The organism is Streptomyces sp. NPDC047081, assembly GCF_040643775.1.
Lineage (GTDB): Bacteria > Actinomycetota > Actinomycetes > Streptomycetales > Streptomycetaceae > Streptomyces.
On record NZ_JBEYUY010000005.1, the window covers coordinates 435,082 to 447,477 of the forward strand.

Annotated in this window: 12 protein-coding genes; 5 read left to right on the forward strand and 7 right to left on the reverse strand. The window is 72.9% G+C overall.

Annotated features, from left to right (window positions below):
• Window position 1: 1 nt before the first annotated feature.
• The 5 genes from ABZ848_RS12735 to ABZ848_RS12755 all read right to left on the reverse strand — a co-directional run bounded on the left by ABZ848_RS12735 (window position 2) and on the right by ABZ848_RS12755 (window position 5,636).
• A complete protein-coding gene (locus tag ABZ848_RS12735; RefSeq protein ID WP_360829722.1) occupies window positions 2-1,432 on the reverse strand; it encodes an SLC13 family permease in 1,431 nt (476 codons plus the stop codon).
• A gap of 2 nt (window positions 1,433-1,434) precedes the next feature.
• On the reverse strand, window positions 1,435-2,346 hold the full coding sequence (locus ABZ848_RS12740; protein ID WP_360829725.1) for an NAD(P)-dependent oxidoreductase: 912 nt from the start codon (window positions 2,344-2,346) through the stop codon (window positions 1,435-1,437).
• A gap of 224 nt (window positions 2,347-2,570) precedes the next feature.
• Window positions 2,571-3,428, reverse strand: a complete 858-nt coding sequence (locus ABZ848_RS12745) for a class II fructose-bisphosphate aldolase (RefSeq protein ID WP_360829728.1) — start codon at window positions 3,426-3,428, stop codon at window positions 2,571-2,573.
• Window positions 3,428-4,858, reverse strand: a complete 1,431-nt coding sequence (locus ABZ848_RS12750) for a four-carbon acid sugar kinase family protein (protein ID WP_360829731.1) — start codon at window positions 4,856-4,858, stop codon at window positions 3,428-3,430. The genes ABZ848_RS12745 and ABZ848_RS12750 overlap by 1 nt, the downstream gene beginning before the upstream one ends.
• 79 nt (window positions 4,859-4,937) lie before the next feature.
• Window positions 4,938-5,636: a FadR/GntR family transcriptional regulator gene (locus ABZ848_RS12755; RefSeq protein WP_360829734.1), complete on the reverse strand. Its 699-nt coding sequence runs from the start codon at window positions 5,634-5,636 to the stop codon at window positions 4,938-4,940.
• A gap of 186 nt (window positions 5,637-5,822) precedes the next feature.
• Here ABZ848_RS12755 and ABZ848_RS12760 point away from each other — a divergent pair, with 186 nt between their 5' ends.
• Together ABZ848_RS12760 and ABZ848_RS12765 are read left to right on the forward strand one after the other, a co-directional pair.
• Window positions 5,823-6,998: a cytochrome P450 gene (locus ABZ848_RS12760; protein ID WP_360829737.1), complete on the forward strand. Its 1,176-nt coding sequence runs from the start codon at window positions 5,823-5,825 to the stop codon at window positions 6,996-6,998.
• Window positions 6,999-7,050: 52 nt separating this feature from the next.
• Complete coding sequence (locus ABZ848_RS12765; protein WP_360829740.1) at window positions 7,051-7,920, forward strand: isocitrate lyase/phosphoenolpyruvate mutase family protein; 870 nt, start codon at window positions 7,051-7,053, stop codon at window positions 7,918-7,920.
• On the opposite strand, the gene ABZ848_RS12770 is transcribed toward ABZ848_RS12765, so the two are convergent.
• The gene (locus ABZ848_RS12770) at window positions 7,889-8,962 is read right to left on the reverse strand and encodes an alkene reductase (protein ID WP_360829743.1); all 1,074 of its coding nucleotides are present in this window, start codon (window positions 8,960-8,962) and stop codon (window positions 7,889-7,891) included. The two genes, ABZ848_RS12765 and ABZ848_RS12770, sit on opposite strands and share 32 nt — an antisense overlap.
• Window positions 8,963-9,077: 115 nt before the next feature.
• On the opposite strand from ABZ848_RS12770, the gene ABZ848_RS12775 reads away from it, so the two are divergent.
• The 3 genes from ABZ848_RS12775 to ABZ848_RS12785 are packed head-to-tail and all read left to right on the forward strand — an operon-like array spanning window position 9,078 to window position 11,566.
• Entirely contained in the window at window positions 9,078-9,455 is a 378-nt protein-coding gene (locus tag ABZ848_RS12775; protein ID WP_360829746.1) for a MerR family transcriptional regulator, read from the forward strand.
• A gap of 34 nt (window positions 9,456-9,489) precedes the next feature.
• Window positions 9,490-10,698, forward strand: coding sequence for a cysteine desulfurase-like protein (locus tag ABZ848_RS12780; RefSeq protein WP_360829748.1), 1,209 nt, complete (start codon window positions 9,490-9,492; stop codon window positions 10,696-10,698).
• A 52-nt stretch (window positions 10,699-10,750) separates the two neighbouring features.
• Window positions 10,751-11,566, forward strand: coding sequence for a DUF427 domain-containing protein (locus tag ABZ848_RS12785; RefSeq protein WP_360829751.1), 816 nt, complete (start codon window positions 10,751-10,753; stop codon window positions 11,564-11,566).
• Between the two features lie 3 nt (window positions 11,567-11,569).
• Here the strand turns inward: ABZ848_RS12785 and ABZ848_RS12790 are convergent, their stop codons facing one another.
• Window positions 11,570-12,391 (reverse strand): DUF1684 domain-containing protein, encoded by an 822-nt coding sequence (locus ABZ848_RS12790; protein WP_360829754.1) that lies wholly within the window; start codon window positions 12,389-12,391, stop codon window positions 11,570-11,572.
• Window positions 12,392-12,396 lie beyond the last annotated feature (5 nt).

Genomic DNA, 12,396 nt, shown 5'->3' on the forward strand with positions numbered 1-12,396 from the left:
GTCAGACCAGTGGCCACAGGGCCGCGGTCAGGGCGAAGCCGGTGCAGCCCATGACCGTGGTCAGGACCGTCCAGGTGCGCAGCCCGGAGGCCACGTCCAGACCGGCCAGCTTGGTGAACATCCAGTAGCCGGCGTCGTTGATGTGGGACAGGGCCAGCGCGCCCGCGCCCATGGCCAGGGCCACCAGGGAGAGCTGGGCCGTCGACAGGTCGGCGCGGTGCAGCAGCGGGGTGAGGATGCCCGCCGTGGTGATGAGGGCGACCGTCGCCGAACCCTGGGCGGCACGCAGCGCCAGGGAGGTGAGGAAGGCCAGCAGGAGCACGGGCAGCCCGGTCCTCTCCAGCACGTCGGCGATCGCGTCGCCGATACCGCCGGCGACCAGCACCTTGCCGAACACGCCACCGGCGCCCGCCACCAGGATCACCATCGCCACCGGCGGCAGCGCGGAGCCCATCACCTCGGCGATCCGCGACCGGTCCCAGCCCCGCCGGGCACCGAGCAGCCAGCCGCACAGGGCGACGTCGATGAGCAGCGCCACCATCGGCGCACCCAGCACCGTGAGCACACCGCGCAGGGCGGAGCCCTCGGCGAGGGTGTTCTGGCTGATCGTGCCGAGCAGGATCAGCAGGATCGGAGTGACGATGAGCGCCAGGACCATGCCGAAGGACGGCGGCCGGACCTCCGTGCCGGAAGGAGCCGGTCTGGTCAGCACGGCCGTGGCGTGGCCGCCGTCGGACACCGTCGGTTCCGAGGACCCGGCACCGCTCCCGGCCTCCGGCTCGCCGTACACCTCGGCGCGCACCGCCGGGTCCATCGGGTACTCGCGGCGGGTCAGCCGGCGGGAGACGAGGAAGCCGACCAGGGCGACGACGGCCGTCACGGGCAGGCCCAGCAGCAGCATCAGGCCCTGACTCGCGCCGATCGTCGCGGCGACCGCGACGGCACCCGGGTGCGGCGGCAGGAACGCGTGCACGGTCAGCATCGCCGCGCCCATCGGCAGCGCGTACACCAGCAGCGGCTTGCGGGAGGCGCGGGCGACGCCGTACGCGATCGGCATCAGGATGATCAGGCCGACCTCGAAGAAGACCGGGATGCCCAGCACGAACCCGGCGACGGTGAGCGCCAGCGGGGTGCGGCGGGAACCGAACTTCTCGATGAGCGCGTACGCGAACGCGTGGGCCCCGCCGGAGAGTTCGACGATCCGGCCGATCATCGCGCCCAGGGCGATGATGGTGGCGATGTGGCCCAGGGTGGCGCCCATGCCGTCCTCGATGGTCTTCACCAGGTCGGCGGCCGGCACGCCCGCGGCGAGCGCCACGCCGACGCTGACGACGACCAGGGCGACGAACGGCTGGACCTTGGCCTTGAGGATGAGCAGCAGCAGGGTCGCCACGCCGGCGACCGCGATGGTGAGCAGGGCGGAGTGGCTCATCGTCACTCTCCTTCCGGGGACTTGGGGGAAAGGACGGTGACGACGGAGGAGTCGTCGCGGGCACCGAGTCCCGCGCGCTCACCGAGCAGGTAGAGCTGCTCGGCCGCGGCGGCCAGCGGCACCGGGACGTGCGCGTCCTTCGCGATGCCGGTGACGATGCCCATGTCCTTGACGAAGATGTCGAGCCGGGACTTCACCTCGGGCTCGGGCCCGTCGTCGTACGTCTCGACCATGCGCGGCCCGCGGTCGGCGAACATGAACGAGCCCGCGGCGCCGTGCTTGAGGCTCTCCACGACCGTGCCCGGGTCCAGTCCGAGCCCGCGGGCGAGGGCGATCGCCTCGGCCGCGGCGGCGATGTGCACGCCGGCCAGCAGCTGGTTGACGGCCTTCATCGCCTGGCCGTCACCGGCCCGCGGGCCGACGACGGTGAGCGTGGAGGCGAGCAGGTCGAGGACCGGCCGGGCCGCCTTCAGCGCCACGTCCTCGGCGCCGACGACGATCAGCAGATCGCCGTTTCCGGCCCGCACCGGGCCGCCGCTGACCGGCGCGTCCACGGTGAGCACCCCGCGCTCGGCGAGCCGCGCCGCGGTGGTCCGGGCCGCCTCGGGGCCGACGGTGCTGGTGAGGATCACGACCGAGCCGGGCCGCAGTACCTCGGCGGCGCCGTTCGCGCCGAACAGCGCGCCCTCGACCTGCGCCTGGTCGCGCACGGCGAGCACGACGACATCGGCGTCCCGTGCGGCCTCGGCCGGCGACGCGGCCTCGCGTGCGCCTTCGGCGGCCAGTGCGGCCCGCCGGTCGGCGTCGATGTCGTAGACGGAGACGGGCAGTTCACCGGCGAGGCGCCGGGCCATGGGCAGACCCATGGCACCGAGGCCCAGCACGGCAGTGTGGGGACGGGTTTGGGCAGACATGAGTGTCCTCCTGGGGACAGAGGAGAGGAGCGGAAGGAATGCCGGAGTGGGGAGGCTCGGGCAGCAAGGGGGGTGGCGCGGCGCGGTGCGTGCGGGGATGGCGCAGGGCCGGCGGCTCTGGGCGCGGCTCGCGTGGGTGTCGCGATGCGGCGGACGGTCGTACGACGGTCTCGTGTCGTACGGCGGTGTGGTGCGGGTTCGTCGTCAGCGGGGCGGGCGTAAGGTCACGGGGTTTCTCCCTCGGGGTTCAGGCGGCCGATGACCTCCAGGGCCGCGTCCCGGACCGCGTCGCGGCCCGCCGCCCACAGGGAGACGACGTCGGAGCCGGGGAGCGCGTCGGGGAGGCTCGCGCGGACGGCTTCCAGGTAGGCGCGGCGCAGTTCGGCGTTGACGTTGACCTTGGCCACACCGCGCGCGAGGGCGCCGTGCAGCTCTCCGCCGGGCAGCCCGCTGGCGCCGTGCAGGACCAGCGGGACCGGGACGGCCTCGTGGATCGCGGCCAGCCGGTCCAGGTCGAGGCGGACCGGGTCCTTGGTGAAGCCGTGGACGTTGCCGACGGCGACGGCGAGCGCGTCCACGCCCGTCGCGGCCACGAACTCGGCGGCCTGGCGCGGGTCGGTCATCGCCGTGCGGTGGGCGACGGCGTCGGTGGAGACGTCCTCGTCGCCGGCCAGGGCGCCCAACTCGGCCTCCACCCAGACGCCGTGGTCCCGGGCCCGGCGTACCGCCTCCCGCGTCAGCGCGATGTTCTCGGCGAACGGCAGGTGGGAGCCGTCGACCATGACGGACGTGTAGCCCGCCCGAAGGCAGACGGTGATCTCGTCGATGTCCCGGCTGTGGTCGAGGTGCACACCGAGCCGGGCGGCGGAGTCCTCGGCGGCGTCCAGCGCCAGCCGCATCAGGGCCTCGCGCCCGGCATGCTTGAAGGGGCTGGAGCCTGCCTGGATCAGCACGGGCCGGCCGGAGACCTCGGCGGCGGCCGTGATGCCCTGGACGGTCTCCAGGTTGTAGGCGACGAACCCGGGCAGGGCGTGCCCGGCGGCGGCCGCCTGCTTGAGCGCGTCGGTTCCGTGCAGCAGCATCACGCGCTCCTGAGCAGGTCGAGGGCGTCGGCGAGGGCGTCGTCGTCGCCGACGTTCCCGGCGAACACGATGTAGGGGATGCCGGCGGCGGGGCCGTCCACCGGCTCCCAGAGCGAGACGATGCCGGGCAGCAGCGTGCCCCGGGCCCAGGCGCGGCGGATCTCCAGGCCGTGGGTGGCGGTGTCGCTGGAGGTGATGCCGCCCTTGGCGACGACGAACGCGGGCCGCCGGATGGCGTTGACCTGGCGCACGGCCTCCACCAGGGCGGCGGAGATCCGGCGGGAGATCGCCAGACTGTCGTCCGCGTCCGCGCCCGTCACCAGCGTGCGCGAGGTGCGGATCACCGCGTCCGCCGAGTCCAGCGCACCCGCCGCGGCGGCCGCGACCTCCGCGATGTGGGCGTCGCGCCGCTCGTCGAGCAGGCGGGCCACGTCGAGTTCGTACTCGGCGATCCCGCCGCGCTCCCGCAGCCGGTCCAACTGCCGTGTGGTCAGGGAGACATGGGAGCCCACGGCGACGAGCCCATGGGGCGCCTGCCCGCGCAGCCGGCCCAGTTCGGCCGGGGTGAGCGGGGCCCGTCCGGCCTGTCCGGCGCGGGCCCGCACGAAGGACGGTCCGACCCGGTACAGCAGCCGGGTGCCGCTCGCCTCCGCCTCGGCGAGGGCCAGTGCGAGGACCCGCAGATCGTCGTCGCGGACGGCGTCGACCACGGCCGTACGCCCGTCGCGCAGCGAGGACAGCAGCCGTGCCGTGTGGGCCGGGCCGCCGCCGCGCAGGTCGTCGAGGGTGATGCGCAGGACCTCGTCGGCGGTGACCCGGCCGCCGGTCTTCTCCTCGACCCACTCGGGCAGCGAGGAGCTGCGGTAGCCGAAGGTGGCGTCGCGCGCGAACTCGCTCTCGCCGACCGGGAGCAGGCCGTCCGGTGTGCGCATCCAGTGACGGGAGCCGACGGTCAGGCGGCCCGCCTCGATGTACGCGGGCACCAGCACGACACCGTCCACCGTGCCGAGTTCCTCGGCCAGGACGTCGGTCTCCAGCGGGAAGTGGCCACGCAGGGTCGAGTCGCCGCGGCTGGCCAGAACGTATCCGATGCCCTCGGCCGCCGACGCCGTGCGGAGGGCGCGTACGACCTCGCGGTTGCGGGCGGCCGCGTCCTCGGGGGACAGGCTGCGGGTGTTGGTCAGGACGAAGAAGGCGGCGCTGTCCTGGCGCAGCGCCCAGCGCAGGTCGTCCACCGACCAGGAGGTCAGCACCGGGACGTCGGCGACGGTCTGGGTGCCGGTCGGGTCGTCGTCCAGGACGACGAGACGCGGGCCGCCGGATATACGGGCGGCCACCTCGGCGGCGCTCACCGCACGGACCGGGGGGAGCCCGTCCAGCACATCGGCCTCGGGGACGGCCGGCGTCTGGGCGCGGAGGGGTAGGGACATGGCGAAATCCTGGTCTTGAAAGGGGAATTGGGGAGCGGTGTCGGTCGAGCTCTCGACAGGGGGGGCCGAGGGAGCGGTGTCAGCCGACGTCGCGCTTGATCACATGGGTGCGCAGGTCGTCCGCGGTCTGGTTCATATGGCCGTCCATCGCGGCCCGGGCGGCCTCGGGGCTGCCCGACTCCAGCGCGGCGAGCACCCGTTCGTGGTGCGCGATGGCGTTCGTACGGATCTCGGGGACGGCCGAGGTCTCCCGGCGCCCCTCGACCAGCAGCGGGCCGAACGGCTCGAAGAGCAGCGGCACGAACAGGTTGCCCGTCGCCCGCATCACCGTGTCGTGGAAGTCGATGTCGGCCTGCACGAACTGCTCGGTGTCGCCGGCCTCGGCGGCCTCGCGCATCACCGCGAGGTGCCGGCGCAGCTCCTCCAGGTCCTCCTCGCCGCGCCGGGAGGCGGCCAGCTCGCAGGCGCCGTTCTCGATCAGCCGGCGTGCCTCGATCAGCCGCTCCGACAGGGCGCCGCTGGAGGTGCGCGAGGCCGCCCGCACCACCGGCTCCAGCGCGGTCCAGCGGTCCGGCGCGTTGACGTAGGTGCCGCGGCCGCGGACCACCCGGACGACGTTCTGGGCGCGCAGCTGCTTCACGGCCTCCCGCACGGTGAGCCGGCTGACCCCGCTCAGCTCCGAGAGCTCTCCCTCGGGCGGGAGGGCGGAGTCCGGCGGGTACTCGCCGTCGATGATCGCGGTGAGCAGCTGCTCGGCGAGGTCGTCCGAGAGCGACATGGTGAACCTCTTCGTTCGGCTTCTACATCAGAGTTCGGTTTCTACATCAGACGTCAGACATCTGATGTCTATATGCCGGAAACGATGACAGCGGGTGGAGGGCTCGTCAATACCCCGGGACGGTGAATTCGGCGGGGCGTTAGCCTTGGGCGTGATCCGTTTCCCACTCCCCGGGCGGAAGGCGCGATGAGCCCCGTCGACACGTTCCCCCTCGGCGCCTCGACCACGCTCGCCGAGCTCGCCCACGACCCCCACCCGCGACTGGCCCGGCTGCGGGCCGACGAGCCGGTGTCCTGGTTGCCCGAGCTGGGCGGCTGGCTGGTGACCCGCCGCGATCTCGCGCTGAGCGTGATGCGGGACAGCGAGACCTACACCGTCGACGACCCGCGCTTCTCCACCGCACAGGTCGTCGGCCCGAGCATGCTCTCCCTGGACGGCGCCGAACACGCCCGCCACCGCGAGCCGTTCGCCGCCCCCTTCAAGCCGCGCGCGGTACGGGAGGGCTTCGCGTCGTTCATCGAGGAGGAGACCGAGCGGCTCATCGGGGCGCTCGAACCGGACGGCGCCTGCGAAGTGCGCCGCGCCTTCGCCGGACCGCTCGCCGTCGCCGTCGTCACCGAGGCGCTCGGACTGGCCGGCGCCGGCACGGACACCGTCCTGACCTGGTACGACGCCATCGTAGGGGCTGTCTCCGACATCACCGCCGGGGTGGCGGCGGGACCGGCCGGCGACGCGGCCTACGCGGAGCTGCGGGCCGCAGTGGAGGCCACCGTCGCCGACAAGGGCGCGACCTCGCTGCTCCTCTCCGCCGCCGGACGGCTGACCGTGCCCGAGGTGGCGTCCAACGCGGCGGTGCTGATGTTCGGCGGCATCGAGACCACCGAGGCGATGATCACCAACGCGCTCCTCCACCTGCTCCGGGACCCCGAGCAACTCGCCCTCGTCCAGGGCGACTTCGAGCTGCTCGACGGCGCGATAGAGGAGTCCCTGCGCCTCGAACCCGGCGCCGCGGTCGTGGACCGCTACGCCACCCGCGACACCGACCTCGGCCCGGCCACGATCCGCCGGGGCGACCTCGTCACCGTCTCCCTGACCGGCGCCAACCGCGACCCGGAGGTCTTCCCGGACCCCGACCGCTTCGACGTCCGGCGCGCCAACGCCCGCCTCCAACTGGGCTTCGCACACGGCCCGCACCACTGCATCGCCGCCCACCTCGCCCGTCTGGAGACCCGCATAGCCCTCCAGCGGCTCCTCGAACGCCTCCCCGCCCTCCGCCTCGACCCGGCCCACGAGGCCGCTCCGTACGGGCTGGTCTTCCGCAAACCGCCCACGCTGCATGTCCTCTGGGGCGGCCGCGACTGAGGGACCTGCCGGATCCGTCGGAAACAAGTCATCGACTGCAAGGGGGAATCACATGGACGGCGCACGACGCGAACGGGCCCAGCGGTTCGTCGAGTTGCACCGGGAAGGCTGCTTCCTGCTGCCCAACGCCTGGGACGTGGGCAGTGCCCGGGTCCTGGAGGCGGCCAGGTTCCCCGCGGTGGCGACCACGAGCGCGGGTGTCGCCTTCTCCCTCGGCCGCCCGGACCACGACTTCTTCGCCGAGCAGGCACCCGAGGACCGCGTCGACCGGGAGACCATGCTGCGCCGGGTCCGGGAGATCGCCGACGAGATCCGCGTACCGCTGAGCGCCGACCTTGAGGACGGGTACGGCGAGGCCCCCGAGACCGTGGCCGAGACGATCACGATGGCCCTCGCCGCCGGTGCCGCGGGCGGCAACATCGAGGACTTCACCGGCTCCCGCGAACGCCCGCTGTACGCACCGGAGTCGGCCGCCGACCGCATCCGCGCCGCACGGGCCGCCGTGGACGCGAGCGGCGAGCCGTTCGTCCTGGTCGGCCGCACCGACGGCCTGCTGGTCGGCGGCACCCTCGACGACTGCATCGCCCGCGCCAACGCCTACCTCGCGGCCGGCGCCGACTGCGCCTTCGTCCCGGGCGCCGCCGACGCCGCCACCATCGGTACCCTCGTCCGCGAGATCGACGGCCCGCTCAACGTCGTCATGGGCCTCACCGGCAACGCGCTCACCCTGGACAGCCTGCGCGAACTCGGCGTCCGGCGGGTCACCGTCGGCGGCAGCATCGCCCGCGCGATGTACGGCCATCTCGTCGCCGCCGCACGGGAGTTGGCCGACAAGGGCACCTTCTCCTACGCCGACGCGCAGATCCCGCAGGACGAGCTCAACCGCCTCTTCACGCCGAGTGCTGATAGGCCGGGTACGTGAGATAGCCCCGGTCGCCGCCCTCGAAGTAGGTCGCCTCGTCGGCGGGCGCGATCGGCAGCCCGGTGCGCAGCCGCTCCACCAGGTCCGGGTTGGCGATGAAGGCCCGCCCGAAGCTGATGAGGTCGGCACCGAGCCCGAGCCAGTGGTCCGCGTCGTCGCGGCCGGTCTGCTTGGGGCCCAGCGGCAGCACCGGGTTCATGACGAGGGCGCCCGGCCAGGCCCGGCGCAGACCGAGCAGCGTCTCCTCGTCGGTGGTGGCCTCCAGATGGACGTACGCCAGTCCGATCCGCGACAGCTCGGCCAGCAGTGCGCCGTACAGCTCGGGGACGTCGGTCTCCTCGACACCCCAGAACGGCCCGGAGGGGGAGAGCCGGATGCCGGTCCGGTCGGCGCCGACCGCGTCGACGGTCGCGGCGACGGCCTCGACGGCGAACCGGATGCGATTCGTGACCGAGCCGCCGTAGCGGTCGGTGCGCAGGTTGGCGTTGGTCGACAGGAACTGGGAGATCAAGTAGCCGTTGGCGCCGTGGAGTTCGACCCCGTCGAAGCCGGCGTCCACCGCCCGGCGCGCGGCATCGGCGTACGACTGGACGTGCTCGGGCACTTCCGCCGTCTCCAGGGCGCGCGGGGTCGGCGCGGGCAGGCGCCCGCCCGGGGTGAACACCTCGCCGACGGCGGGCACGGCCGAGGGGCCGACGGGCACCAGCCCGGTGGTGTCGGGGTGCGAGACCCGGCCACCGTGCATGATCTGGGCGAAGATCCGTCCGCCGTTGGCGTGCACGGCATCGGTCACCGGACGCCAGGAGGCCACCTGCTCGTCGGTGTACAGCCCCGGGGTGCCGGGGTTGGACTGCCCGATCAGGCTCGGCTGCACCCCTTCGCTGACGATCAGGCCGGCCGTGGCCCGCTGCGCGTAGTAGCGCGCCATCGACGGCGTCGCCAGCCCGCCCGCCGCGGCCCGCACCCGGCTCATCGGAGCCATCACCACCCGGTTGGGCAGCGCCAGGGAACCGAGCTGGTAGCCCGTGAAAAGGGTCGTCACGTCAAGTCTCCTCAGTGATTCCGTCGCGCCCGGATCCCGGGCACGTCGGTTACGCTAAAACCTGACATTGACGTCAGAGGCAAGGGTTGTGCCCGGGATCACACCAGGAGGCGGCATGCGCATCGGGGAACTCGCGACACGCGCCCGGGTCAGCGTCCGGTCGCTGCGCTATTACGAGGAGCAGGGCCTCCTCAGCAGCGTGCGCAGCGCGAGCGGGCAGCGCCACTACACGGATGCCCATGTCGAGCGGGTCGAGTTCCTGCAGCGGATGTACGCGGCGGGCCTGTCCAGCCGGACCATCGCCGAGCTGCTGCCGTGCGTCGACGCACCCAGCGAGGAGACCTCGGACGCCGCGCTGGAGCGCATGGCCGAGGAGCGCGACCGGCTCGACGAGCACATCGCCGACCTGATCCGCACCCGGAACGCTCTCGACGGGCTCATGGCGACGAACAGGGCCCACCGCGAGCGCCTGCGGTCCGCCGTGGCAGGCTGAGGCCTCCGGACCGAGTCGGCCACAAGGAGCCCACGTGACGTACGACATCGCCGCCATCCGCTCCCGGTTCCCGGCCCTGGCCGCCGGAGTCGCCCACTTCGACGGCCCCGGCGGCACCCAGACCCCCGAGCCCGTCATCCGGGCCATCGCCGACACACTGGCACAGCCGCTGTCGAACCGCGGGCAGGTCACGCTGGGGGAGCGCAACGCGGAAGCGGCCGTCACCGGGGCCCGCCGGGCCATGGCCGACCTGCTCGGCGCGGACCCCGCGGGGATCGTCTTCGGCCGCAGTGCCACACAGCTCGCCTACGACTTCTCGCGCACCCTCGCCAAGACCTGGTCGCCCGGCGACGAGGTGGTCGTCACCCGGCTCGACCACGACGCCAACATCCGGCCCTGGGTGCAGGCGGCCGCGGCGGTCGGTGCGACCCTGCGCTGGGCCGAATTCGACCCGAAGACGGGGGAGTTGACGCTCGACGCGATCCGGGCCGTACTGTCCGAGCGCACCCGGCTCGTCGCCGTGACCGCCGCCTCCAACCTGATCGGCACCCGCCCCGACATCCCCGCGATCGCCCGCGCGGCACACGAGGTCGGAGCGCTCGTCTACGTCGACGGCGTCCACTACGCCGCCCACACCCTCGTCGACCTCGAAGCGCTCGGCGCGGACTTCTTCGCCTGTTCGCCGTACAAGTTCCTCGGCCCGCACCACGGAGTCCTCGCCGCCCGCCCGGAGTTGCTCGAAACCCTCCGCCCCGACAAGCTCCTGCCCTCCACCGACGGCGTCCCCGAGCGCTTCGAACTGGGCACGCTGCCCTACGAGTTCCTCGCCGGGACCACGGCGGCGGTCGACTTCCTCGCCGAGCACCTGGACCCGCAGGCCACCGGCACCCGGCGCGAGCGGCTGACCGCCGGGTTCGCCGCACTTGAAGCCCACGAACACGTGCTGCGCACCCGGATCGACAAGGGTCTCGCCGAGCTGGACGGCGTCATCGTCCACTCCAGGGCCGCCGACCGTACCCCGACCGTGCTGCTCACCTTCGAGAACCACAGCACGGTCGACGCGTACGCCTTCCTCGCCGAGCGTGGCGTCCAGGCGCCGTCCGGCTCCTTCTACGCCATCGAGGCCTCCCGCCACCTGGGCCTCGGCGACACCGGGGGCCTGCGCGTGGGACTCGCGCCCTACAACAGCACGGAGGACGTGGACCGGTTGCTGACGGGACTGGCCGACTTCCTGGCGGGCTGAGGTTGCGGCGGGTGAGCGGCGGTAGCGTCGAAGGATCGAAGGAGGGCCGCCCATGACCACTCTGCCCACCATGCAAGCCGTGCGGACCACCCCGGAGGGCCTCCTGTGGGAGCCCGGCGCACGCTGGGTGCGGGGCCGCAAGGGCGACGTCACCGTCGTCGACAGCCGACGCCCGCTGCTGGTCTGGGAGCCGGGCGTACCCGTACCGCTGTACGCGTTCCCGCGCGCCGACGTGCGCGAGGACCTGCTCCGCCCGGCGAAGAACCCGCGCACCGGCAGCCACACCGGCTCGCGGATCTTCTACGACCTCGACATCGACGGGGAGCTGCTGGAGAACGCCGCCTGGACCTTCCCGTCCGCCGACCTGGCCGGACACATCGCCTTCGAGTGGTTCCGGCGGGTCGGGCGGGGCCTCGACCACTGGTACGAGGAGGAGGAAGAGATCTTCATCCACCCTCGTGATCCGCACAAACGGGTGGACGCGCTCCCCAGCAGCCGCCATGTCCAGGTCTCGGTGGCCGGCACGCTCGTCGCCGACACCCGCCGCCCGGTCCTGCTCTTCGAGACCGGCCTGCCCACGCGCTACTACATCCCGCGCGAGGACATCCGCCTCGACCTGCTGGAAGCGACCGAGCACCACACCGGCTGCCCGTACAAGGGCACCGCCGAGTACTGGTCCTGGCGGGGTACGGACGACGTACCGCCGAACCTGGTCTGGAGCTATCCGGACCCGCTGCCCGCGGTCGGTGCGGTGAAGGGGCTCCTCGCGTTCTACAACGAGGTCGTCGACATCACCGTGGACGGCGAACGCATGGAGCGCCCGGTGACCCCGTTCACCAAGGCGCTCTCAAGCCGTTCGACCGACTGAGGCTCAGGGCTGCCCGCCCCGCTCCAGCGGGATACGCTCGCCCGTCTCGATCGCCACCGGCAGGCGGTTCTCCGTGGGCGGGAGCGGGCAGGTGGCCAGGTCGGTGTAGGCACAGGGCAGGTTGGCGGCACGGTTGAAGTCGATCGTCACCCGGCCTTCCCCGTCCGGGGCGTCGATCTGCAGGGAGCGGTTGGCCGCGTACGTGGTCACGCCCGACGTCTTGTCCGTGAACAGCACCATCAGGGCGCCCGGCGACCGCCCATTGAACGCGGTGAGCAGGTGCGTGCTGCCGTCCAGCTCGAACTCGACCCGGCCGGGGGAGTCGTACACGTGCTCCAGGCCCTCGACGGCCGCTCCGACCGTCACCGGACGCGGCTCGTCGAAGGGCACGAACCGGCCGGTCACGGCCCAGCGCGGGTCGGGCTCGTAGGCGGGCGTGCCGGTGAAGGCCGTACGCAGCGCATTGCCCGGATGGCGGGGCCGCACGATGTCGTGTCCGCCGCGCTTGGCGACCTCGATCACCGCGTCGCCCCAGCCGACGTACACACTGCCGCGCTCGGGAAGGACGCCGAAGTCATGGCGGCCGCGCACCAGTTGGCCCTCCACGGTCACCTCCTCGTCCTCGGCCAGCTCCACCACCACACCGTCGGCCGTGGTCGACCACGCGCCCGGCGCGTCCTCGAACCGGGCGGGCTCGTCGGTGAGCCAGCGCAGGCTGGTGATCGCGAGGAAGCCGTGCGGGCCGGAGAGCACCTCCTCCTTCTGCCGGTGCCACTCCTGCCACTCGGCGGCGAAGCTCACGCGGTCGACGTCCTGGACGGTCATCTGGG